This window comes from Cylindrospermopsis raciborskii Cr2010, assembly GCF_003367075.2.
Classification (GTDB): Bacteria; Cyanobacteriota; Cyanobacteriia; order Cyanobacteriales; family Nostocaceae; genus Raphidiopsis; species Raphidiopsis raciborskii.
The window spans coordinates 680,045-705,968 of sequence record NZ_CP065936.1; the positions used below are offsets into that span (position 1 = coordinate 680,045).

General features: G+C 37.5%; 15 protein-coding genes and 2 pseudogenes. 9 read left to right on the plus strand and 8 right to left on the minus strand.

The window, feature by feature from the left end:
* The first annotated feature begins 106 nt into the window (after nucleotides 1-106).
* On the plus strand, nucleotides 107-1,081 hold the full coding sequence (locus C6N34_RS03170; RefSeq protein ID WP_115539002.1) for a cysteine synthase A: 975 nt from the start codon (nucleotides 107-109) through the stop codon (nucleotides 1,079-1,081).
* A gap of 102 nt (nucleotides 1,082-1,183) precedes the next feature.
* On the opposite strand, the gene C6N34_RS03175 is transcribed toward C6N34_RS03170, so the two are convergent.
* Entirely contained in the window at nucleotides 1,184-1,930 is a 747-nt protein-coding gene (locus C6N34_RS03175; protein ID WP_115539003.1) for an SAM-dependent methyltransferase, read from the minus strand.
* 539 nt (nucleotides 1,931-2,469) lie between these two features.
* Between C6N34_RS03175 and C6N34_RS03180 the strand changes: the two genes are divergently transcribed.
* Nucleotides 2,470-4,038 carry an AAA-like domain-containing protein gene (locus tag C6N34_RS03180; RefSeq protein ID WP_115539004.1) on the plus strand — a complete coding sequence of 523 codons (1,569 nt, stop codon included), beginning with the start codon at nucleotides 2,470-2,472 and terminating at the stop codon, nucleotides 4,036-4,038.
* Between the two features lie 451 nt (nucleotides 4,039-4,489).
* Here C6N34_RS03180 and C6N34_RS03185 read toward each other — a convergent pair whose 3' ends face one another.
* From C6N34_RS03185 to C6N34_RS03195, 3 genes are all read right to left on the minus strand, one after another.
* Nucleotides 4,490-4,948, minus strand: a complete 459-nt coding sequence (locus C6N34_RS03185) for a Panacea domain-containing protein (RefSeq protein WP_115539005.1) — start codon at nucleotides 4,946-4,948, stop codon at nucleotides 4,490-4,492.
* Between the two features lie 248 nt (nucleotides 4,949-5,196).
* A complete protein-coding gene (locus tag C6N34_RS03190) occupies nucleotides 5,197-5,343 on the minus strand; it encodes a hypothetical protein (protein WP_161489525.1) in 147 nt (48 codons plus the stop codon).
* Nucleotides 5,344-5,626: 283 nt separating this feature from the next.
* Nucleotides 5,627-6,514, minus strand: a complete 888-nt coding sequence (locus C6N34_RS03195; RefSeq protein ID WP_115539006.1) for an efflux RND transporter periplasmic adaptor subunit — start codon at nucleotides 6,512-6,514, stop codon at nucleotides 5,627-5,629.
* A gap of 99 nt (nucleotides 6,515-6,613) precedes the next feature.
* Here C6N34_RS03195 and C6N34_RS03200 point away from each other — a divergent pair, with 99 nt between their 5' ends.
* The 3 genes and pseudogenes from C6N34_RS03200 to C6N34_RS03210 all read left to right on the plus strand — a co-directional run.
* Nucleotides 6,614-7,855 (plus strand): NAD(P)/FAD-dependent oxidoreductase, encoded by a 1,242-nt coding sequence (locus tag C6N34_RS03200; RefSeq protein ID WP_115539007.1) that lies wholly within the window; start codon nucleotides 6,614-6,616, stop codon nucleotides 7,853-7,855.
* A 144-nt stretch (nucleotides 7,856-7,999) separates the two neighbouring features.
* Nucleotides 8,000-9,253, plus strand: a complete 1,254-nt coding sequence (locus tag C6N34_RS03205) for an AAA family ATPase (protein ID WP_057178468.1) — start codon at nucleotides 8,000-8,002, stop codon at nucleotides 9,251-9,253.
* A 264-nt stretch (nucleotides 9,254-9,517) separates the two neighbouring features.
* Nucleotides 9,518-10,252: pseudogene (locus C6N34_RS03210) on the plus strand (ISL3 family transposase); the annotation flags it as partial.
* Nucleotides 10,253-10,429: 177 nt separating this feature from the next.
* On the opposite strand, the gene C6N34_RS03215 reads toward C6N34_RS03210, so the two are convergent.
* Nucleotides 10,430-11,323, minus strand: a complete 894-nt coding sequence (locus C6N34_RS03215; protein ID WP_057178093.1) for a transposase family protein — start codon at nucleotides 11,321-11,323, stop codon at nucleotides 10,430-10,432.
* A 67-nt stretch (nucleotides 11,324-11,390) separates the two neighbouring features.
* Here C6N34_RS03215 and C6N34_RS03220 point away from each other — a divergent pair.
* Nucleotides 11,391-11,882 (plus strand): annotated as a pseudogene (locus tag C6N34_RS03220) (ISL3 family transposase); the annotation flags it as partial.
* A 55-nt stretch (nucleotides 11,883-11,937) separates the two neighbouring features.
* On the opposite strand, the gene C6N34_RS03225 reads toward C6N34_RS03220, so the two are convergent.
* From C6N34_RS03225 to C6N34_RS03235, 3 genes are all read right to left on the minus strand, one after another.
* Nucleotides 11,938-18,309 carry a DEAD/DEAH box helicase gene (locus C6N34_RS03225; RefSeq protein ID WP_115538826.1) on the minus strand — a complete coding sequence of 2,124 codons (6,372 nt, stop codon included), beginning with the start codon at nucleotides 18,307-18,309 and terminating at the stop codon, nucleotides 11,938-11,940.
* Nucleotides 18,310-18,528: 219 nt separating this feature from the next.
* Nucleotides 18,529-19,443, minus strand: a complete 915-nt coding sequence (locus C6N34_RS03230) for a hypothetical protein (RefSeq protein ID WP_115538825.1) — start codon at nucleotides 19,441-19,443, stop codon at nucleotides 18,529-18,531.
* Nucleotides 19,444-19,447: 4 nt separating this feature from the next.
* Nucleotides 19,448-22,372, minus strand: coding sequence for a chromosome partitioning protein ParA (locus C6N34_RS03235; RefSeq protein WP_147290750.1), 2,925 nt, complete (start codon nucleotides 22,370-22,372; stop codon nucleotides 19,448-19,450).
* Between the two features lie 821 nt (nucleotides 22,373-23,193).
* Here C6N34_RS03235 and C6N34_RS03240 point away from each other — a divergent pair.
* The 3 genes from C6N34_RS03240 (at nucleotide 23,194) to C6N34_RS03250 (ending at nucleotide 25,864) form a co-directional block, all read left to right on the plus strand.
* Nucleotides 23,194-23,838, plus strand: a complete 645-nt coding sequence (locus C6N34_RS03240) for an HAD-IA family hydrolase (protein WP_006277242.1) — start codon at nucleotides 23,194-23,196, stop codon at nucleotides 23,836-23,838.
* 30 nt (nucleotides 23,839-23,868) lie between these two features.
* Nucleotides 23,869-24,948 carry a DMT family transporter gene (locus tag C6N34_RS03245; protein WP_115538823.1) on the plus strand — a complete coding sequence of 360 codons (1,080 nt, stop codon included), beginning with the start codon at nucleotides 23,869-23,871 and terminating at the stop codon, nucleotides 24,946-24,948.
* 103 nt (nucleotides 24,949-25,051) lie between these two features.
* The gene (locus tag C6N34_RS03250; RefSeq protein WP_006277239.1) at nucleotides 25,052-25,864 is read left to right on the plus strand and encodes a carbon-nitrogen hydrolase family protein; all 813 of its coding nucleotides are present in this window, start codon (nucleotides 25,052-25,054) and stop codon (nucleotides 25,862-25,864) included.
* Nucleotides 25,865-25,924 lie beyond the last annotated feature (60 nt).

The following is a 25,924-nucleotide window of genomic DNA, read 5'->3' on the forward strand; positions in this document are numbered from 1 at the left end:
TTAGATCCAAACACATGGCGTGCCAAGCTCTTGCTAGCGCGCCCAGCATATAATGAATAAAAATATAATTACTCAAACCTATAAGCAGTGACTTAATCTAATTAGTATGGATATTAAAAGAGGATTTATTGGCACAATTGGCAACACTCCACTAATCAGACTGAACAGCTTTAGTGAAGAAACTGGTTGTGAAATTTTAGGTAAAGCGGAATTCCTCAATCCTGGAGGATCCGTGAAGGATCGTGCTGCACTTTACATAATTGAAGATGCGGAAAAAAAGGGTTTATTAAGACCTGGTGGTACTGTAGTGGAGGGAACTGCGGGTAATACAGGGATTGGCTTAGCTCATATATGTAATGCTAAAGGTTATAAATGTTTAATTATTATTCCGAACACCCAGTCCCAGGAAAAAATAGATGCGCTGACAACATTAGGGGCGGAAGTTCGTCCAGTACCAGCAGTGCCCTATAAAGATCCTAACAACTACGTCCGACTGTCTGGTAGAATAGCTCAGGAAATGTCTAATGCCATTTGGGCGAATCAATTTGATAATTTAGCCAATCGTTGTGCTCATTACGAGACCACGGGGGAGGAAATTTGGCAACAGACAGGTGGTAAAATAGATGGGTGGGTAGCAGCAACTGGAACAGGGGGAACTTATGCTGGGGTGGCAATGTGCTTAAAAGAAAAGAATTCTAATATTAAATGTGTGGTTGCTGATCCCTTGGGTAGTGGTTTATATAGTTATATTAAAACTGGTAAGATAAGTATAGAGGGTAATTCCATCACCGAGGGAATTGGTAATAGTAGGATTACAGCGAATATGGAGGATGTTCCCATTGATGATGCGATTCAAATTAATGATCAGGAAGCTTTGAGAGTAGTGTATCAGTTGTTAAGAAGAGACGGTTTATTGATGGGTGGTTCAACGGGGATTAATGTTGGTGCAGCTGTAGCTTTAGCTAGGGAGTTGGGTCCAGGACACACTATTGTGACTATTTTATGTGATAGTGGGTCTCGTTATCAGTCGCGTATATTTAATCCTGAGTGGTTAGCGACTAAAGGTTTGGTAATGGGTTAGGGTCTTGGCCTTCTTGAAGCGATTGCGTGGGTTCTTCTTGTAGGATTTTTTCGGTCATGGTAGTCATAATTTTATCCCGTTTTGACTATTGGGATTATAACACTACTTTCTGGCAATGTAAAAACCATACCCAAAGTACTTGTTGAACTTGTGGTAGAGTTCAATTTCACTTCTTTCTTGTTTCACGATTTCTGCTGCTGCTACAATATCAGTATGTCGCCGAATGAAGTCATCAAAACTTGACACCAATGGATTGTAGTAATTTTCCTTCCAGCAGTAATCTGGAAGCGGAAAGTATCCTATTGGTGAGAAACCGTTTTTTTCAAGAACCATCATCTTCCGTGAGGCCGTATTGATTTCGCCGTATTGAGTGTTCCAGTAGTCCTCAATTTCTTGTGGACGTTCATCAGTCAACCAAGTGATTTCAGATATTGCCAAAATGCCATCTTCCTTGAGAAAGTTCTTCCAATACTTGATACCATTCTCAAACCCCATATTGTAAATTGAACCTTCTCCCCAGATGACATCCAACTGGTTTTCCACAAAAGGTAATTCCTCCATTGGTGAGGTCATTGTAATTATTCTGTCACTGACTCCATGTTCAATTGCTTTCTTGTGAAGTTTATCTAGGAACTCAGTAGCTATGTCTACTGCTATTATAGATGCTTGCAACTCTTTTGCTAAAATAAGTGCTGATGCGCCTGTGCCACAACCAATATCAGCAATTTTAAGTCCGGAATGGTTCTTGATTCCTGAGAGTTCTATAGCAAGTTTAGTTTCTCTGTTTCCCCCAGGTCCTTGTCTTTGTTGATCCTTGTGAAGATCAATTACCAGGTTAAGATTCTCCATACCTCAAGAATTTTTTATCAAAAAAGGGCTTTGCGCTCACAAAAAGCACTCAAATTTATTGTTGGGCGCCCCCATATTATAATTCATAAAAAAGAATATGACTAAGTTATAGATATTGAAACACAAGGCGATCGCATTCTGGAACCACTACACTGCCAACTACTGTGGTGTCATTAACATTGCCGATAAAATTCCTAGTCTGTGCCATAATTTGATTACCTCTAAAAGGGGTGTAAGGTGATCCGGATTTCTTGGAGGAAAGCCTCGATCACCTTACCTTTAAGTATAAAACTACTTGAATAAATATGCAATAGGTTTATTGAAAAAAATTAATAAAATTTGTAAATCTTTTAGACTTGTCAAGCATAAGTGAAAAATATAAGAAATTTGGACTCACGCAATCCCCTCGGAACCACAAGGATGGTTTACACTGTAAATTGTGGTCAATAAAGAAAACTGCTGTAATAGTTATGCCATTTTAACCTTGCCATATAGGATACACTTATCTACTTAATTTTCTATATGGCCTTAGATTTTATATGAAAGAGTTCAACACAGTCGGCATTTGTCAGATAGAAAAGCACTACATGTGCGATGTGACAGCAAAATTCAATAGATGTAGTCAACTGATAGAAAGTGGCAAATATTTTGCCATCAATTTCCCCCGCCAACATGGGAAGACCACCATGCAGAATCTGCTGGCAAAAAGCTTTGAGAAGGTGGAAACATATCTGGTAATCAGCACCAGTTTCGAGGGGATTGGCGACCTACCATTTGAAAGTGAGAAAAATCTGGCGGGCATGATACCTGTGGTTTTTGCCAAAGGATTGTTCTTCAACCACCCGGAACTAGCGGACTGGCTTGAAGGTGAAGCCAGGAAAATAGAAAACTTCCAACAACTTTCAAGATTTATCAGCGATTGGGTTAGTAAGTCTGGGCTAAAAATTGTTTTGCTGCTGGACGAAATTGACAAAGCCAGCAACAACCAGGTGTTCATCAATTTCTTGTCCTTGTTACGGGACAAATACCTAGCAGCAGCACAAGGTCGAGATGCCACCTTTCATTCCGTAGTACTGATTGGTATCCATGATGTGAAGACCTTGAAGTTAAAGCTTACCACGGGTGAGGAGCGCAAGCTGAACAGTCCTTGGAACATTGCTGTAGACTTGGATATCGAATTCACCTTCACCCAGCAGGAAATTGAACCCATGCTCGTGGAATATGCCCGTGAGCATATACTCACCATAGACTCTCATTTATTGGCTCAGCTTCTGTTTTACTATACCAATGGTAATCCTTTCCTTATTAGCAAGATGTGCCAGGTCATTGATGAAGTTTATATGCGTGAAAATAAGCGACCTTGGGCATCTGAGGACATCGACGCAGCCTACACATACCTAGTGGATGGAGCTTATACCACGACCCACTTTGATGATATTGACAAAAACCTGGAAAACAACGAAGATCTTTTCCACCTGGTCAAAGATATTGTGATCAATGGTATGGCATTGAAGTTCAATGTCAGCAATCCAGTTATTGCCAAGGGCAAAGTCTATGGAATACTAAGGGGAAACGAGCAGGGTCTCTGCGATATCAGCAATAAAATCTATGAATACCGAATTCTTGACTACCTACTTTCTAAGCAGGAAACTGACCATGGCCTCCTTGACCGATACCGAGACAGCGGATTCATATCTGGTGGAAGACTCAATATTGAGCTAATCTTGGAGAGATTCCAGTGGTTCATGCAGGAGCATCATTCATCTAAAGACAACGATTTTCTGGAGTCCAACGGGCGTATGTTGCTCATGTCTTTCTTTCGCCCGATCATCAATGGTAAGGGATACCTATTTAAGGAGAATGTGACTGCGGAAGACCGTAGGATGGATTTGGTGGTTACCTACAACAACCAGCGTTATGTGATCGAACTGAAAATCTGGTACGGTGAAAAGCGGCTCCAGGATGGACTTGATCAGCTTTGTAGCTACCTAGATTCGTACAGGTTGAACGAGGGACATATAATTGTATTCAATTTTAATAAAAACAAGGCCTACGATACACGGAAAATTGTTCACCGTGGCAAACGTCTTACTGCTGTCTTCGTCTAGCCAACTGTTGATGCGATCGCCCAGTGTAATCTACCGTCGGTAAAGTAGATGGTCTGGATCTAGCCACACAATGTAAAAGATTTCTTCAATAAAGAAGCCGTGCACCCTGCCATGTTCATTGGAACAAATAGAAAATTGATAAGGTGTATCCACTATCTGTTCTTCTCCAGGGATACCAAAGCCCGATTCAGTTGTATCCTCCCAAGTAATTGGATGGCAGCGTAACGCTTTACTACGGTTGCTGATAAGTTCCTGAGCCGTCCAACTAGAAATATCTCTAAGTCTTTCAAGAAGACCAAGCAAGTAATCGGAGTTCCTACCCACAACTGAAAAATCCCTGTGGTCACTCTGAAAGTACTTGTATGAGAAGCTTATTCCTTTTGACCAATTCTCTGTGACAGTGGGCTTTATTTTAGAAGGAGACTGATTTTGAAGTTCAGTCTTCTTAATCTTATTCTTCTTCGGCACGTACTTTGTAATACTCCCTGATAGATTCCTTGGTAATAATTTCATTACAGGGAGCATCCATAGGTAGGGAACCCCTTGCTCTTGCTTCAATCCAAGGGGTTTCTTGGTGGGTCATGCGTTCTAATTCGTAAGCATCGCACTGGAAGTACACTTCCACAACCTCATCCAAAAAACTTCTGATATTTTCAGGCAAGTTAGGCTCCTCTACTTCTTGTTGGATGGGACGCCATCCAAAACCCTTATATTGCTGATACAGCACAGGAATGACCGGCCCATGAACCCAGGCCTCAAATTCTTCTTCAAACAGAGCAGTATCGTAGAGCGCTAAATGCCAGGCCTGAGCATAGTAAACCAGCTTTTGTAATTTGAGGTTGCTAATATATGAACCAGTTTCGTTTGCCAGGTGAATGAAATAACGTGCTACATCAAAACTAGTAAGCATGTTTTTCCCCCTTTAAACCAGGACAAGAACCAAGAATTCCCCACACTTAACATAGGGTAATCATAACAATAGGTGCATCAAAAGTCAAGTTAAATTTAGAATTGCTGACGATCACCACTTTTTGTTTTTGTCGATAGCTTCTGCAGTGTACACATAGGTGTTATCTTTTGGTTAATTCCCAACAAGAGGCATCTCTAACGCTTATTTTAGCATACCAGTCAGCTACTTTTGTATTGGGGTGTCTCACCTTAAAAAGTAGTATTGGTAACGCTTTGGCTATTTCCGGAGATGTCTAATCGCTTTAATGGTTCCCTGCGATCGCATTCTGGAACTACCACGATGCCAACTACAGTAGTGTCATTAACATTGCCAGTAAAATTCCTAGTCTGTGCCATAATTTGATTACCTCTAAAAGGGGTGTAAGGTGATCCGGATTTCTTGGAGGAAGGCCTCGATCACCTTACCTTTAAATATAAAACTACTTGACTAAATATGCAAGAAGTTTATTGAAAATAAATTAATAAAGCTTGTAAATCTTTTAGACTTGTCAAGCATAAATAGATTTGTTGGGTAATAATCCAGAATATTCCTGAAAGGCTTTTCCGACAAGGATTTCGGGAATTATACCGTGAAATCCCTCAAAGATGGACTCCATAAGGATTTCTGGTATTTTAATCACTATTTCCCAACAGGTCTAATGTAAACTTCCACAACTCTTGCATCAATATTTTCACTAGGATCAGAATTAATCACGTTTTGTCTTTTCACTTCCCAGCCAATTCTCTCTACTGATCCCTGCAATTCTCCCTCAAGAGAACTACTAGATATTTTCACCTGCTGCTGAGGAAGGATTTTACTAATGTCACTCTGGTAGACTTCCGCTACTGCGTACATCTGACTAGTTTCGCCAATTTCTACTATCCCCTCATTCCCCACTAGCTCTCCAGCGCGGGTATGGATCTCAAATACTACTCCCTTTTGAGGAGATTTAATATAGGCTTGATCCAAATTGACCTTTGCTTGCTGTGCTGCTGCTTTGGCACGATTTAGTTCCGCCCTCGCTGCTGCTATATCTATAGGACGTACTTCCGCAATTTTATTCAAAATAGCTTTGGCTGAGATAATTTGCTCCCCACCTGTAGAACGGATTCGATTTAGAGCAGTTTTTGCCTCTTCAATTTGCTTTCTGCTAGTATTATCTATTGCTTCTGCTTCTTCGTATGCTGCTTGTAATCGAGGTTTGTTGTCTAAAATTGCTATTATTTGTCCAACCTTTACCATATCTCCCTCTTTTACCAACAGTCTCTCAACCCTACTTCCCTGAGTTAAGGTGGATGCAGAAAGTTTAATCACTTTTCCTCTCGGTTCAAGTCTTCCTAAAGCAGTGACAGTATGAATTGGTGGTATGGTACTTTCACTCGTTGGTGTTTGATTAGCTTTAGAATGTTGGGTTAGCAAAATCTTGTACAGCTGCAACCCACCAACTCCCATAATTATGGCAGTTCCTAGGATAACTAATGATCTTAGCACTTGTGGATTTGGCTTAGACTCTAGATCACCTACCATAGCTTTTACCTCGAATTTACTTGCCACCCATTCCCAAAATTGAAGATTTTTCTTTCAACTCGTTATCATATTAATATCTTTTGGCTTACTTTTAAGACTATGAATCAAACACTTACAGAAATATCTACACAAGTACATATACAAACACCTAAAACAATCTGCATCCTAGGTGGCGGTTTTGGCGGACTTTACACCGCTTTACGTTTAAGCCAGCTAGATTGGGGAAATACAGAAAAGCCAGAAATTGTTTTAGTAGATCAAGGCGATCGCTTTATTTTTTCACCCCTATTGTATGAACTACTGACCAATGAACTGCAAACTTGGGAGATAGCACCCTCATATCAGGAGATATTAGAAAATACCGGAGTACATTTCCATCAAGCCAAGGTTAGTGAAATTGACACAGATAATCAACAGGTAAAATTATGTGATGGAAAAATATTCCCATACCACAGGTTAGTTTTGGCATTGGGGAGTGAAACCAATTTGGATCTGGTTCCTGGTGCTGTTAAGCATGCCTACCCATTTCGTACTATTTATGATGTGCATCGGTTGGAAGAAAGACTGAGAATTTTGACAGCTACCGACCCGGAAAAAATTCGTATAGCCATAGTGGGTGCAGGTTACAGCGGAGTAGAATTGGCTTGTAAACTAGCAGATAGACTGGGAGAGAAAGGTAGATTGCGGTTAATAGAAACCGGAGATGAAATTCTGCGCACTTCTTCAGAGTTTAATCGCCAACAGGCTAAAAAAGCATTAGAACAGAAAAGTGTGTTTATAGACTTAGAGACCAAAGTGGTATCTATAGGGGAAAATACGATATCCTTAGAGTATAAAAATCAAATAGATGAAATTCCCGTGGATTTAGTCATTTGGACCGTAGGAACGAGAATTTCGTCTTTGGTGCAAAATCTTCCCCTAGCACATAACCAAAGGGGACAAATAACCTGCACTCCCACCCTACAAGTTATAGAGCATCCAGAAATTTTTGCCCTGGGAGACTTGGCAGACTGTAAGGACATAGAAGAACAACAACTACCCGGTACTGCTCAGGTAGCTTTTCAGCAAGCAGATTATGCAGCATGGAATATTTGGGCATCTTTAACCGATCGCCCCCTACTTCCTTTCCGCTATCAAGCACTAGGGGAAGTTATGGCTTTGGGGGTAGACAATGCTACTCTTACAGCTTTAGGGATTACATTAGATGGTTATTTAGGTTATCTTGTGCGGCGCTTAGTCTATTTGTATAGATTACCGACTTTAGAACATCAGTTAAAGGTGGGTTTTAGTTGGTTACTGACTCCAATTATTAAAACGCTTTCCCAGGAGTCCAGGGAATGAATTCCCTAGCGGAAAGTTTAAGTTGGTTTTAAAACAACTAGTTTAGCCATGGGTTGGGTTTAGTTCCTCAACCCAAGAGGGATTTTTCAATGATTTCGAATGCTAGTTCATCCCGCAAATATGCAACGCCAAAAGGAGTAATCTATGGCTCAAATAAAAGTTCAAAACTTCGGACCTATTAAATCAGGACTTGTGGAAAATGATGGCTTGGTGGATATTCGTAAAATTACTGTTTTTATTGGTAATCAAGGGACAGGAAAAAGTAGTATTGCAAAATTGATTTCCATGTTTAGTTGGCTGGAAAAACAATTATACCGAGGTAGTTTAGACGAGAAAGATGTAATATCTCGCAACCGACTTGTGAATATATATTGTAACTATAACAACTTAAAGAAATACTTTAGATCTGGAACTGAAATAGAATATCGCGGTAGTGCTTATACAATGACTTATGCTGATAGTAAATTAACTATTAATCGCAGTGATAATACTCCTAGGAAATATGTGTTACCTAAAATTATGTATATTCCAGCGGAGAGGAATTTTTTCAGTGTAATCAAGAAAGCGGAAAAAGTAAAAGGTTTACCTCTCATGCTGCTTGACTTTTTCAAAGAATTGGAAAGGTCTCAACAGGAGTTATCAGAAACTTTAGACTTGCCAGTAGGAAATGTGAAGCTGGAGTTTGATCAAACTAGTCAAAATTTAATTCTTAGAGGCGATAACTATAAATTGAATATTTCTGAGGCTTCTAGTGGTTTTCAATCCTTGGTTCCAGCGTTTTTAGTCTCTAGGAATATCGCCTTGTCTATTAATCAAAATCAAGGTTCTTCTCAAAGCGAACTAAGTGCAGAAGAACAAAAAAGACTCACTACTGAAATACAAGCAATTATCAATGATGAAAATTTGTCTAAAGAAGTTAAAAAAGCTGCTTTAGAGTTATTATCTTCCAAGTATAGAAATGAATGTTTTCTTAATATTGTGGAAGAACTTGAACAAAATTTATTTCCTACATCACAAAGAGATATATTGTATAAGTTATTGGAATTCGTCAATATTACAGCTGGTAACACACTAATTATGACCACTCATAGTCCTTACATTATTGACTATCTTACCTTAGCAATTAAAGCACAGCAAATTTTACAAACTTTTGATAATTTACCGAAGGGAGAGTTTTTAAAAACTAAACTCAAAAATATTGTTCCTTTGAATTCTTCCATATTTCCAGAAGATTCAATTGTATATGAGCTAACAGATAGTGGAGAAATTAGAAAACTTTCTACCTATGAAGGACTACCTTCCGATGAAAATTATTTGAATAGTTGTTTAGCAGAAACCAATCGATTTTTCAGTGATTTATTAGAAATTGAGGAAGAAATACTATCATCAGTAGTGTAGAGAATTGTGATCGGGGTTAGGTAGTAAATGTACCCTTCCTCAACCTGACCTAGGACGAATCAGTTGGGTAAAATTAGTCGGCTCTTGCGTAGATTTTATGGATAGAAAGTAAATTAACAGAAATTAATAGTTGACAATTTTTAGAATCGAGGGCTGAAATACAATAGACACAAAAGTTTACAGATTTTTATGTATGTCTAAATACCGGAAGTGATATAATTATATAATTAGAGATGTACAAATCAAGAATTGACGGAGGTAGTTATGAAATTTCCTATAGAGCAAATCCTCAATCTACCAGAAATGAAAATATTAGATTGCCAAGAAATAGAAGGCGCAGGAATAATCATTACAATTGAGAAAGCAGTCAACCACTGTACCTGCCCTAATTGTGGACATATTACCCATAGTATACACCAAAACCACTGGCGAATGATACATGATTTACCGTGGAGTGAAAAGCCAGTGTTTTTAAAAATAAATCGTCGTCAATTTAAGTGTCATAAGTGTAAAAAAGTGTTTAGTGAAAAACTAGACTTTGTGGACAAAAGTAAAGGATATACAAAAAGATTAGCTACTAACATAGTGGAACAAGTATTGAATAGTAACATTTATAGTGTCGCCAAAAGAAACGACCTCAGTGATGAAGAAGTAGAATCAATCTTAAAAAGGCAAGTAGCACAAATACAGAAGATAAATTTAAGAGGAGTGAAAAGGTTAGGGATAGATGAAATAGCCTTGGTCAAAGGACAAGGAAACTATTTAGCAGTATTGGTAGATTTAGATACTCGAAAACCTATCGAAATAGTGAAAACAAGAAGGATAGAAGATATACGTGAAGTCCTTACAGGGTGGGGATTAGAGGCACTGGAGCAAATACAAGAAGTGAGTATTGATATGTGGTCTCCTTACAAAAGTTTGGTAGAAGAATTAATGCCCAATGCTAATATAACAGCAGATAGATTTCATGTAATGAAACAGGTAAATGATGAATTAGACATCTCCGGAAATAGCCAAAGCGTTACCAATACTACTTTTTAAGGTGAGACACCCCAATACAAAAGTAGCTAGCTGGTATGTTAAAATAAGCGTTAGAGATGCCTCTTGTTGGGAATTAACCAAAAGATAACACCTATCTGAGATAATTTATTTTTAGCCAAGTCCAAATCTTGATAACTAAAATAAGTAGGTTCCCATTCGGAAACGAACAAGTCCACAAATAGTCATGATTACCTGTTCATACTTACTTGAATTTAATCGAAATCTTTCTTGTGCCACTCTGAATATTTTCACTACACGAATTAAATGTTCAACAAAAATTCGTTCGGAAGCTAACTCTTTATTTTTTTCTTTTTGTTCAGACGTTAATTCTTGGTTTTTAGGTTTTTTTGTCGGAGTTTTCATTAACTCCTCTCCTTGATAAGCTTTATCACCACTAAATTTTTGTTTTTTATCAAATATATTTCTGGTTTCACGGAATAAATTTACATCACTTTTTGGACCAGGTTTACCCGCTACTACATCAACAATATCTTTACCATTTGGTAAAACGATTAGTTGACTTTTTCTAGTATGACAGGCTTTTTTACCTGAATAATATTTTTTTTGTTCTTGGTACTCTCCAGGTCTGTCTATAGGCTGTTCATAGCTATCCACTATTAACTCAAATTCTGTTAATATTTCTTTAACGACTTCGTAATCACTGGAGTTTTTTTTTACCTGTTCTAGCAAACTTGGTGGCAATAATTCTCCTATTATTGGCAACCAATAGTTAAAGATATCATTTGCAGTTGTTTCACTTACTCCAAATTGAATACCTAGTAGCTGAAATGTTGTTAACTGCCGTAAATATGTTAATGTTAAGATTATTTGCTCCGACGGTGATAATTTGGGTTTGCGCCCTCCACCGCCTTGAATAATTCGGGTTTTTTTTGATTCAACCAATTGTTGTTTCTGATGATGCAGTTTTATGGCTTTTTCCAAAAGTTGCTGTAACTGCTCATACTTCAGACCCAATAAACGGTGTGATTCGTGAGGATTATTCTGGATATATTCAGATATGTTGCTCATAATAAGTTGCCAAAAATACCATTTCATATTATTTTATCACACTTTGATTCTTTTTCGGAGATGTCTATTAGATAATATGCGTAAAACAGAGAAGAAAGCAGCAACATCTTTACCAAATGAATCAGGAAAAAAGAGAATATTAGCTGGATTAAATAAAAGTAAATATAGCCTAATTAAAAATGAAGACTCACTCAACGAAGAGCTAAAAGAACGTTTAAAATCAGTCCAGTCAGTTTCTCCCACTCTAGCCAAGATGCACTCCTTAAAAGAAAAATTCAGAGAAATCTTTGAACTCTCCACAAATTGGGGAGACAGCATCATTGATTTATTAGATTGGATGCACGATGCCAAGTCTTTTTTCCCAAAAACTATTGGGACTATGATTAGATGGTTTGGAGAAATAGTCGGTTATTTTGATGGCAGAACTACGAGTGGTACTGTGGAAGGTATTAATAATAAACTCAAGTTGATTAAACGACTGGGATATGGATTTCGTAACTTCAACAATTTTCGTTTACGCAGTTTATTACACTGGCACTTTTCTATTAATTCTCCATAAAACAGGCGCAAGAACCAATTAGTCTAAAGTCCAAGTCTTTACCCATGTATCAAATTCAAACTATTCTTTCTATTACAACATAGGTAGAAAATTTGACACAATACTTGCCGCCTTTTTTGACCAAAAAATTCATACCCATGTCAAAGATGACCTTATATTCCTTGTCATCTTTAAGGTGGATTTTTAGAGTACGTCCGTGAGGAACTTCATAACGTTTACAAGATGGTTTTACATCCACTTTTAAATTATCCTTGTTACCTTGAAGTCGAGAAAAAACTTTTGTCAAATCGTGCTGGAGATTGTTAGTTTCATCATCATTAGCAGTTACAATATTTACAATAGATTGGTCATCGAAATTGCTTACTTGCAAGAGGTCAACAAGAATTTCAGAACCAGGCACCTTCAAGTAGCGATCAGAATAAACAACCTTTGACACCATACTTCCCAATAAAACCGCCTCTATTCCGAGTTTTTTTCTTAATTCTGATATGCTGAAATCATTGCGCCACTCTCTTTCAGAAGGATTTATAGAAATCACAGTAGTATTTGGGTCTTCAAACTCAGAAGTTTCAACTATTCTTGCTTGAGAACGTAAATTTTCTAAGCGAGTAAAAACTGTTGCGACCCCTTCTCTACTTCGCGTTTGAAACCATACAGACGGTTTACCTTTTGCAGACAGATGTAATGAGAATGCAGTGCCGTTGTTTTTGTTATAATTTAAACATAGAGTTGGACCCGACTCAACAGGGGACTGATAAAGTTTTACTAAACCTTGGTCTATCCACTCCTGTAAGCGTTTTTGCCATACTTTTAGGTGACTCTGCTTGTTTAACTTTACGTTCTCATCATATAGTGGTAACTTATTAACAATTAGTTCCAGGGGTTTGTTATGAAGTTTAAGTGAATAAACTACAGTTGTAATTAGATTTAACCAAGATAATGTTGAACCGTTATTCAAACCATATTCATCCGTTAGTTGTGGCAAATAAATTAGGGTATCTGGTGCAACCGTTCGGCAAAGCGTAGGTAGGTTATCGGCCATTAAAGATAAAGTAACTCGATTGGCATTAGGAGCAAAGTTTTGCAAATCGGTATCTGGACTTACTTGCTCCACTATAGGCATGAGAAAATCTGCTACTAAGTGGCGGTTTAATTGGGTATGAAATGGCTGGTTGGAATAAGTTTGCAGACAGTCATAACAACTGGTTTCACAAGTACAGGATACAACAATTTTCAGTGCCATTTTCAAAACTTCATCAAAACATTCAGCAATTCGGCGACTATATCCTGCTCCCCCCGGAACATCGTCATAAATAATAATGTTGGCACATCTATCTTTTCGTGGTTCAAATAAACCATTTAATTCGGAGCGAGGCACATCAATGACTTGAGATGATGCTGCTAACAATGCATAAGTAAGAGAACGCCAAAACTCCAAACCTCGAGTGTGATTTTTGAGATTAGTCATAATTTCCCCGTCATCTTCGTATTCTCCATCCCCACCAAATAAAGGTATAGGGTTTGTTCTGGCATTAAAAGCTACCTTCAGCAAATCACTGCAAAATTCATGTCCCAGATGTATAAAAGAGTATCTACCTCTACCTTCACAAAATTTACCTGTAATGGGATGAGTATGAGTATAAGTAATTAGTGATGATTGAGAATTCCTTGAGGAATTTTTACCAGATCCTTTTTTGCTTTTTTTATTATTATCCCGTTCTTTCCGAACTAAATCACTGAGGTCACGTCCACAGAAATCACAAATTGCAAACCCCTGCTTATCAAAACCTTTACCATTTCCCAAAGAACCCTGATTTGCTAGGAAAAAATTTCCTCCTTTGCTAACAGTAAGACTGTAAAGTTCTGAAGGGTGAAGGGTTTCTGAAGTGTCCCCGTCATTGATTAAGAAAATTTGCGATATGGGTTGACGCTGTGGTTTAATGTACGGTGTAACTTTGGGAACATTTTCCCAATCAGTTAAAAATGTTTTAGGAATTTTGTAAAGCTTCTTTTTTTTGGCAGCAGATGAAGATGGTTCACGTCTGCAAACCGGACAGTTCTCTACTGGATCATCTTGTTTATCAGAACGAATAAAATAATTACAGTTCTGACAAACCCAATAATATTTATTTTCTAGTTCTCTGGGTTTGAGAATACCAACACTTTTATAAACTCGGTCATCAACAACTATTTCCTGATCTGGAGCGTATTCACCAAGTGCAAGACGACGATCTCGTTCTAATCTATGTCTTCCTTCTTTTGGGGAATTATAGACATTACTCTCTCCAGTTAAAAGACGAACCACATCAATTGGAAAACCATAAATGGGTAAAATACTGGCTTGTGCTAGTTCATTATGTAGGAGACGATGAGCAATTTTTTCGATTTCAATCTCCAGGGCTTTAATATGATCCAAAGTCTTCTTCCTATCTTTCCTTTCAGAAGGATCGTTGAAACGCTGTTCCAGCTTGTATATGACTTCAGCTAAACTATCCCAATCTTTTAGTTGTTGCTCCTGAAACTTATCAAGCTCCTGGGCAAATTCATCTATTATTGTGTTAGTTTGGTTTTCTGAAGCACCTAACCGATTTAACCAAAGTGCAGTGAGACTTGCTACTACATCAGTTCTCAGCCAAGCTTGTAATTTACAAATCATGGCTTCAACAGAAGGAATCAATTTTTCAGAAGCAGCTGGATTTTCTCTTGGTAAATCTGGTAAATCCAAAAATTTTGCTATCGTCACTTCTTCAGCACTCAAATTCCAATTGTTTCGCAAGAAGTCAGCTAATAATTCAGCTCGAATATGACGCTGCTGTATTTGGAAGTTGTCAGAATCGAGCTTGGGAATTTGATTGTTACCAGCAATTAACTGTTTGGGTTGCTCAAAATAAAAGCGGTCATGGGGACGACGTTGGCCATACATCAATGTAATAGCTACACCATCTGTGCGACGACCAGCACGTCCAGCACGCTGTTGGTAATTGTTAACATGGGGAGGAAAGTTACGGAGGACTACTGCTTGCAGTTCACCAATATCCACACCCATTTCTAATGTTGTTGAACAACTTAGCATATTGATACGACCTTGGCGAAAACGATTTTCACGTTTTTCTAGTTCCGCAGGGCTAAGTTGTGCTGTATGTTCTTGCGCTCGTAGTGCCAAGGGTGAGTGCTTTGTGATTAAGTACTTTTGGTAATGTTCAGTTATGGACTGTTCAATTTTTTCAGGAGTATGAGGCTCAAGAGTTCCAGGACATTTATAAGCTGGACATATTCGTACCCGCAGTTTAGGGTCAGTAATTTTTACTAAACCTGGAATATGAAAAACCTGCTGACAGCAATTGCATTTGTACCAGTCTTGCTGCGTTTCAATAATATTTATTAGGTTCCAGTTAAGTTGAAATCCGTTCCTAGCTTTAACAAGTAAGTCAAACTTTTTAAGTTGTTCGAAAAGCCAGATAAAATGTTCTCTTGTAGGAAATTTTTCTGGCTCAAATATCTTATAAAAATACCAACCTATACGATTCTGTTTTGAACTAGTTTTACCATCTTGATTCCACCGTGGTAAAAAGACTGGATAATTCTTTTTAGAATTTTTATTCTCCGGTGGTTTCTCTAGAAACAAATAATTTTTTGATCTACCTTGAACATCTATCATTTCAGGACGACCACCCTCAAAACCCCCTGTTTCTGGAAAGTAATTAGATGAACCTTCGATACTGACAATTCCAGTGCGGCGAATAATATCTGTCAAAGCGGTCAATATAATAATAGCTTCATTGTTAGTTATTGCAAATTTACTTGCAACCAATTCAATCAGGTTATTGTCTAAGTCTATATGACAAGTTAACAGTGCAAACGCTTCTAGAGTTAAACGACGATTAAAAGGGAGAGCAAATTCTCTAACTAATATTTCTTTGGCACGTTTCTCAGCTAAAGTTTCTGCATCTATTTTGTTTTTTCTATCTTTCTGTTCGTCCTCTGGATCCATAGGACGATAGCTTGTGTAATTCAAATCTGATTTTCTGTCAGGATGAGGGATAGAAACTTCTAGAAATTTTCCTTTCAGTTCATTAATTACTTGAGTAACAGATGTGACACCCTCATCATTCTTGATTCTTCGAAATGCTCGCCAAAGCATCTGACGATACACTATTTCAGTATGGGTACGTTGATAATCTGAAGCAAAAAATGCTGCATCCTGACGACCATCAGAAAAAGTTAACAATTTCCGCTTTGAGGAGTTGTTTCCAATCTTTTCTGGTTCAGGTAGTAACTCAAAGAGACTATCAAGCATTGCTTCTAATGCTCCATCAGTATAAGTTACAAAGCGGTTAATTGCTAAATTAGTTCGTCCAATGCCAGCACCACAAGCCGCACATCTATTTAAATAACACCCATCCTGATTTTTATCATCATTTTTACGATGCCATGCTAGATATAATTCATTTTCAGATCGTTCTTTTGGTGCAAATTCTTCATTTGATACTTTACCAATCCAGCCATTCTTTTGTAGTTCAAATTTAAAAGTTTTTATGGTTGGTTGTTGATATTCTTCATCCTCATCAATTTCATCTTCCTCTGTTATACTGTCTAAATTGCCTGATGTTAATGTATAAATTTTGGTATTTTCCTTCAATGCTTGAATCGCTCTAGGTAAAGATTGCAATTCTCCAGAATCTTGACGCTGTGTAAATACATAAGCTTGACCGCATTGAGAACAACTGCCCAATTCTAATACGGGGGAAGCACAGCATTCACAAATCTTCTTATCATTCAAATAAAGTTGCCCATATCGGACTTGACGCTCTGGATAATCTGGATGGCGCACTACTCCCAAACATTCAGGATTAATACAGGCATAAAGTCCTTCCAAGCTACGAAATAAAAGATGCAATCTTACTGGTAACAAAGGTAAATCGTCTGGATTCTCACGAGCCAAAGTACCTAATCGAAGTAGGTTAGCTAAAGCTACTTTGGCATCGATATCATCAACATTTCCATCTAATTTAATTGGTAAATCTATACCCCATAATTCTTGAGAGCAGACAATTTGCTCCCAAGGTTGAGGGTCAGTGATCAGTATCTTAATCAGTCGTTGTATTACAGGATGTTGCTTAAGAACTAACCATAGAAATTTGTGGATTTTCCAGCTATGTTCTTTTAATGGCAATCCTGCTGCAAGTTGTAAATGTGCTGCTTGTAATTCTTGCTCAGGTACAATAGCACTAAGTTGGTCATACCATTGATTTATTGGAGCATTAATTTCTGGTATTTCCAGAATGCTTAAATACTGTAAAATATCTTCACTAATTACTTCATGAGGTAGATTATAAGGATTACCTAATCGGGCTTCAGCAGTGAGACGCTGACCCCGAATTACTTGACCAAAAGATTCACCAAAAAGTTCTTTTGCAAATTCCAAAACTTGCTTATCAACTGACTCATCCCCTAGGCTAGCACTAGTGGCAATGCAACGAATTTTACCTTTTTCATTGACTCCTACGGAAGCTTTAAAACGTTCTATAAGCATGGAAACTTCACTACCGGTTGCACCATTATAGGTGTGAGCTTCGTCTACTACTAACATTTTGAAAATATTTTCCGAAGCATTAAAAATATCTTTTCGCTCCTTCGGGCGAATTAACATATGTTCCAGCATTGAATAGTTAGTAATCAAAATATGAGGCGGTGAATCCCATATTTCTTGCCGTGATATTAGTTGTACCTGGGTAGTTTTCTCAATAGCTTTGTCAATTAATTCATCTTCTTTTACGGATTCTTTTTCATTCTGGTCAAATAATTGCCATAGTTCTTTGGGATCATAAGCCTCAAATTCTTCCCTGATAGATTCTATTGCTTTTTGTTTATCTTTCTTAGTACGGCTGGTATAAAATCCAAATTTAATTTTGGCTATCTTTTGACGACATAATAGCTGTCGTAACCGTTTAACTTGGTCATTGACCAAAGCGTTCATTGGGTATAAAATTAATATGCGAACCCCAGCTAAGGATAAGTTATCTTCTTCCTTCAACAAAGTATTAAGCATAGGTATAATGAAACACTCTGTTTTCCCTGAACCTGTACCAGTAGCAACGACTATATTTTGCTGGTGTTCGAGAACGGCAAGGATAGCTTTTTCTTGATGTTCGTACAATCGACGATTACTGGGTGTAAATAGTGTTGCCATCTCAGGATGTAAAACACCTTCGGTAACTAACTGTTCAACACTGCGACTTGAACAATAAGGCTGAGAACCTTCAAGGTAAGGGTGTTGCCATAGATTTCCTGGTTGCTCTAGTAGCTGTTTGAAGCCATGGCGTAAGTGCGGGTCACGGAGGGGATAGTTTGTGAGTAGGTAGCGGATGAAGTCCTCACGGGTTTTTTCAACTGCTGCTTTTGGATCTAGATCTAGATATTTAGTCATACTGATAACTGTTGAATATTAAAAAATCTGGAATAAAATTTGCCTAAAATATGTTACGACTTGACTTGAGCAATCTATATCAATCACTCATTATACGTATTATACACTCATTTCCGAAAATTGTCAAGGTATAATGTTGAGATTTTCACCTTTGATAGGACTACTATAACTCAATATGTAAATATGTGAAGTTTCGTAACAATGTTTGACATTTCTGAGTCATACTAATTTAGCTCCTAAACGTTGAAATACTTCTTTAACAAGCAACCAGTTTTTTGATTCAAAATTTCGGGTTCTGTATTCTTCGCCAGCAGGTTGAGAAATATCCCATAACCATCGTTCATAGTTACTGGGGAGATAAATACTCTTCAACTTCAGTCTTCCAGCTGGTTCATCCCAACTTATTTTCAAAGGATACCCCATTTGTTGGTCCTGGTAAAACATGGCTAAAATAGCTAAATCTGGTTCTAATTCATAAAAAGTTTGGTCTTGAAACCAAATATATTCTCCCGTTGGTAAGCGTAATATATCTTCATTTTTAATACCTTCATAACTAAGATTCCGCCAGCGGTCTTTTTGTGGTGCATCACAGGGTGCATACAGCTGGATTTGCCAGTTTTTGAGGAAAAACGGATCTTCTGTCCAAGTGGAACGCAATTCGGATTTCAATGGTTTTCGAGGTTTTTGTAAATAATCTAGGCTATCTGAAATGATTAGCAAAGAAATACCGACTTGAGACAAGCGATATTTAATTCTATTAAAATGCTTGTTTTTCGGCCGCAATATCAGAGGCTTTTGAGGATTTTGTTGACTGTCTAGTACTTTGTGCGCCAGAGTCAAATAAGCGCGATCGCCTCTAAATAACAAAGTTGTTAAATCTTCTCGATTTTTGGCTAAAACAGTGGGTAAAGCCATGCAGTAAAAGTTTCGTTTTCCTGCGACCACTTCTCCTTCAGATTCCAACTGTTTGAGAGCATTTTGGATTTGAGTTATCAGATTATCTTGAGATTCATTGGGAGAAATACTCGTGCCTAATAATGAAATGATTTGATGTTTGGTTAAAGGCAATGGCATCTTCAAATTTTTTGGATTACGATGATTACTTAGCAATCTAGTGATTTTTTCAGTTAACATAGTTTTAATATTTGTTCATTTGTTCAGCAGCTTTTTGGGACAAAGGTTTAATATTTTTCACGTATTCCAATGATTGAATACAAGTCTCAATCTGCATCTGTCCTGCGTTCTTGCATTCCAACAATATGAAATTTTCATACGGTTCTTCTGGAAGTTTAATACTTGATATTTTATCTCTTAATTCGTATTTATCAATTCTTTTTTCTATTAATTTCTTAACAAACTCACGTTTTTGGCTACTAGTCAATGTTATTAATAACCATTTTCTCGATGTATTAATTGAAGGAGAATTTTGGGCTTGTAATAAATTATTGTTAACCGCCTTTTGTTGTTGTGTACTCTTAATTTTCATATCGGTTTTTAAGGTGTCAAGAAGAGCTTGTAGCTTTTGAATCAGGGAATGATTATTTAACCATTCAGGAAAGTAACTGTTATGAAAATCATTAATTATGTTTTCTAAAAATTGATAGTCATAATCAAATTTTTCCGCAGCTTTTATAAAATCATCATCAGATTCATTATCCAGAATGGTATAGCAGTAATTTTCTAAATCGTAATTTTCTAAATCGTCATTTTCCAAAGCTTCATCTGGTAAATCATATTGATTGCTACCACACCACCAACCTAGATTATGACGTTTTTTTAGTGAATCAAATAGCTGAATGTGATAAATCCCCGGTGGTAGTTTTAATGGAATAGTAATTGTCTTTTCATTTGACGAAATAAGTGGAACTTGAATTTTTAATGGCCGATTTTCAGGCAAAAGTAAATTCCAACATGAAAGAAAATAATTTTCATGAGAAAATAAACCAGATACCTTAACTTCCTGATTATCCCCAACCCAGCTAATTGATAAAGGAGTAGTTTGCATTTCAATTAAAGGTTCTATTTTACCACCTAACCGCTGGTAACCTAAAGCATAAAAATCTGAGTCAGATGATAATGAATCATATAAATGTGCTAAGCTTAACAATAAATTGCCTGACAGATCTGCTTGAAATTGAGAAAATACGGTTTCTAGTTTGTCTCCTAGGGATAAACTGATGATTTCTAGAGGAAAAAGTCCCTCTATTTTAACTTCCTCTGCCCAGAATTTGGTACTGGAATCTGTTATAATAGGTAACTTTTGTAACCTATATTGTGAACTACTGCTGATTAATAGATCAATATTATTTACCTCATCATTGATTTGATATTGTTCTTGAATTTCAAACTTGTATGACCAGCGATTTAATCGGTTTAATTGCTCCCATAATCTGACTTCATATTTTCCTGGTTTATTAATCAATTTATTCAGAATAATTGGTTCCCAACTATTATTTGGAAGGATATTTTGGCGTTGCATAATAGTTTGCTGTTCAGCGATATTTTCTATAGAAATATTTAAAGATATTTCTCTCTCTACGGGTGGATAAAAGATACTAGGAATCTCTATATAAACTGATTTTTTACCTTTTAGTTTTAATCCTATTAATCTCGGTTGCTCTTCAAGGGACTCCACCCAGGTAATTAGAATGTTGTGAGTATTTTTAGCATGGAAATCAATTGATGATTGCTTAGTTATGAGTTTTAGATGTTGACCTCGCCATTCCGTTATACTAGAGGGCACACAAGAGTCTAAAATTTCAATACCTTCATCAAGCTCTATGTGCATACATTTAGGAGTAAAGAAAATAATTTCTTGGATTCCTCTGATGGTAAAGTCATCAGATTCCAGATTTAGGCGATCACCTGTGAATGCGTTAAATACAACGTAAGGTAACTTATTAGCTATACCCTCAAGCTTCCACTCATTCAAACATTTATGGTTATGGTCTAAGAGTTGCCATATCCAACATTCGGCTACTTTTTTGATATCTACAACCTTTTCGGGAATCATTAGTTTCCCCTTTGAGGGAATACTACCTTCCCATGTTGCTTCTGGAATTTGGCAAAAAGTTCCACCTAATTTGTCCCATTCCTTCTTCCAAATATTTTGTTCTGGTAGCACTAACTGTATATTTAATGAGTCATTAATATCTAAAACTAGAGATAAAGCTTTTGGACGACAATTAAAAATTCTACGACTACTTCCCTGACGACTGTGACGGGGAGTTAAAACTTGAATTAAACTATCCCAATTTCTTAAAAAGAAATTGTTTGGTAAGTAATAATTGCCTAACAATTTTTCACGTTCGTTATCATTTTTGATTTCTTTAGGTAATGTTCCTTGACGTTCTAGTTCAACAGCAATAATAGCAATACCTTGAAGTAGTTGCCCAGAGATTGGTTCAGCTTCTTTTTGTTCTTGATCTGAACAACTAACTTTAAGGAAATTAATCAGAGTACGCCATTCACGATGCTTAAGTTCACAAAAATTCAGCAATTCCTCGGAAATATCTTCATAGCAAGTATGAGCAATTTCCCACCATCCATATTCGTTTGAAAATTCCTGAACAAGACAGGAAAAATGGCTGATATTTCGTTGAGGAATACCACTTTGCAACCATAAGGTTGATACATAGCGATATCCTCCTTTGGCTTGGACAAGACCAAGCAACTCAAACCCTTCACCAACAATTTCACGAAGTGAATTTTCTATTTTATCCGTATGGCGTAGTTTGAGTTTTTCGCAAAAACCATGCCAAAACCCTCTTTCAATACCAGAATCAGTTTCAAAGCCAGAATAATAGTAGGCATATTCCGATAAAGCAAAAGTCAGAATTTTTAGCCAGTTCCGCTCCGGTTCAGGAAACCTCTCATGGATTCTTTCGTAGGAAATTGAACCTGAACCTATTCTTCGTAAATTGTAACCTACAACACTTAATACTTTATCCGTGTCTTCTTGATTAATCCGAACACTACCTAAAAAACGTTGCCCATCTGGAAGATTCTGATGAGACCAACATGAAGAAATCTGCTGCCAAAGTCGTTGTGTGTCTTCTGGCACAGAGAAGTTAAATGGTACATGGAAGTTAAAGGTAGTCATTATTGAGTAGATAAACAACCTAAATGTTTAAATCAAGTTAATAGCCATAGATTTTGCTTTTTTGACAAATTGATTATTTGTCCTGACAGTACCTTGTCCAAAAAAGAGTATTAAAAGGGAGATCCGATGTAGTAGAACTACAGTCTGGCACAACGAAAACTCAAAGACCACGCACAGCCCACTTTTAACATCATAACACTATTACAGTGCCTCCTACCAAAAGTAAAAATTAGGTAAGTTAGGGTCTGGGTATAGTTGCTGCCGTAGTGCCAGGAATTGGTCGGATTTGTATAGGTAGCAATTGTTTTAGATACATACTTCGTTTAGTTGAATGGTAGGTTATAAAAATATTAGTATAGTAATAAGAACCTTGTCCTCTATCTATGGAAGTATTTACATCTATCTAAAGATAGAGATTTGTGTGGGAATCTGGCTTTTTTTTACTGATCACATTTTCTGTTGATTTATTTTGCGTGCGATCGCTCAGAGGTGGAGTTCCATTCATAAAACAAATGTTTCTGGTAAAACCTTTACAAATCTTTTCTTTTAAAGATGGAACAACTCAGGAGATGATCGCCTCTGTCTCTGTCATAGATGGGTAACCTGAAATGCTAAGTGATGTCAGTGAATCAGTAACAAAGATCCTCGCCCTTTAAGGGGGAGTGTGTCAACGGATGCATATTATGATTAAATGTTGATGTTAAGTTTCGTATTAAACTCAACCTACTGTGATGAGGTGATTATAATTATGAAATTGACTGATTTCATCCAGCTTCAACCTCATGGAAAAACCAAAAGTGATTTTTTTAGATGCGGTAGGTACAATCTTTGGTGTCAAGGGTAGTGTGGGTGAGGTTTATAGCCAAATTGCTGCAGAATTTGGTGTCACGGTGACCCCGGAAATTTTAAATCGGGAGTTTCACAAAAGTTTTGCAGCTGCACCAGCTCCCATATTCCTCAATTGTGATGTAGAAGTTATACCTGACAAGGAATTTAACTGGTGGTACGATGTTGTTTTGAACACATTTCAGGGTGCAGGAGTATGGAGGGAATTTAGGGATTTTTCTGATTTTTTTGGTGAACTCTATGTTCATTTTGGTACTGCTGACCCTTGGTTTGTTTACCCCGATGTTTCCCTGGCTTTGGTCAATTGGTTGAGATTGGGGGTAGAATTGGGAGTGGTTTCTAATTTTGACTCTCGCATATACTCGGTTCTACAAAGTCTAGGTCTTAGGGACTATTTTAAGTCTATTACTGTTTCTACCCAGGCTCGCACAGCTAAGCCAGATCCTGAAATTTTTCATCTGGCTTTGAAAAATCATAACTGCTCCCCGGAATCAGCTTGGCATATTGGTGATAGTATTGTTGATGATTATCATGGTGCAAGAAGGGCTGGATTAAGAGGTATTTGGATTAATAGACACTAGTATATACGTATTATATAAATTTACATACCAATGAGAAACCTACTAGAAAAGTTAAATCAGCTATCAGTTTCGTTATCGGAGGGACAATTGAAATTTATAGCTTTGTTCAAAACGTTTACTAAAGACTTCATGGGTAAAAGTGACAGCTGGACAGATGCTATAGCTCAAACCTTCGCAGCTGGACAAGGCTATATATCCCTTGGTTTGCTGGTGCTAGGGATTGTGGCGATTGGCTTTGCTCCTATTTTTATCACATGGAGTAACAATGAAATTAGTCCTGAAGCAACTACTTTTAATCGCTTGTGGATCTCCAGTGTTTTTTTTGGCACTTGGAACCTAATTTCTTTGATTCGTCGGGACAAATTAACTTCAGCTCCTTCTCTAATTAATAATTTATATACATTCCCAACTTGGGGCTTGTTTTTTCTAGTTGGTATTATATTTGCAGCAAGACAGCTATTTTGGGCTAAGTCACTAACCCATACTAGTGTGGCTAGTTCGGTAGCAATTATTTACGCACTATTACCACCATTAACTGCTATAGGGGGATGGATTTTCTTTCGTCATCGCGTCAAGCAACAATTTGTGGTTGGCACAATTATTTCTATTACCGGTGCGATCGCCATCAGTTTCCAAGATTTTTCCGTCTCTAGTAATGAGTTGCAAGGAGATTTCTTCTCCCTAATATCAGCAATTTTGTTGCCATTTTATTTACTGCTAATGGAAAAGCTCCTGACCCAGTTTGAAACCAAAACCTTGGTGTTCTGGTATTGCACTATTGGCGCATTAACCACCTTACCCATTTTACTGGTAACAGGAAACACCCTATTTCCGCTTTCTTGGCAAGGATGGTTTTCTGTAATTTCCTTAGCTTTAATTTGTCAGGTCATAGGACAGGGACTAATTGCCTATTCTCTCAATTCCTTACCCTCTTCTCTTGTAGCAGTAACAATGCTGCTTGATCCAGTAATTAGCACGGTTTTTGCCTGGCTAGTGTTGGGTGAACAAGTTGGTTTTGTCAAAGGTATAGCTTGTTTGATTGTTCTTATTGGCATATATTTAGCCATGGTAGGTCAATATGCACCGCTGAATGAGTCACCTTTGACCTAAATTTTCCTATGATATTGGTGGTAATAGATCAAAGTCTAAAAAGGACTATTGACTCCTGCAATTATCCCATGTCAATCATTATCTACTGTTTGTTGTTGAACCTATGAAGTCTTATTTAGCCGCCGCCATTCAAATGACCAGTGTGCCTGATTTACAAAAAAACTTGGCACAAGCAGAAGAGTTTATTGATCTGGCCGTACGCCAGGGTGTAGAATTATTGGGGTTACCAGAAAATTTCTCCTTTATGGGGGAGGAAAAAGATAAACTTGCTCAAGCCAGTATTATTGCCCAAAAAACAGAAACGTTTCTCAAGCAAATGGCACAACGGTATCAAATTACCATTCTGGGCGGCGGCTTCCCCGTTCCCGTAGATAGTACAAGTAAAGTTTACAACACAGCTTTGCTGGTTGACCCCAATGGACAGGAAATCAGTCGTTACCATAAGGTACACCTATTTGATGTGAATGTTCCCGATGGCAATACTTATCAAGAATCTAGTACTGTCATGGCTGGTCGAGAATTACCACCAGTGTATGTTTCCCCAACTTTGGGTAAGATAGGTCTCTCTATTTGTTATGATGTGCGCTTTCCAGAATTATATCGAGATCTGGCAGCGAGGGAGGCTGATGTAGTTTTTATTCCTGCTGCTTTCACGGCTTTTACGGGAAAAGACCACTGGCAAGTGTTATTACAAGCCAGAGCGATTGAAAACACTTATTACATAATCGCCCCAGCTCAAACAGGTACTAATTATGCCCGTCGTCAAACCCATGGACATGCAATGATTGTTGACCCATGGGGAACAATTTTAGCTGATGCAGGAGATAAACCGGGGGTCGCTATTGCTGAAATTAAACCTACTAGACTAGAACAGGTGCGTCGTCAAATGCCATCTTTACAACACCGCGTTTTTTAAGTAAGACTTTGGAAACCCACCATCAAGAAACCGGGATTAATACCCCGGTTTAGTCAGGTT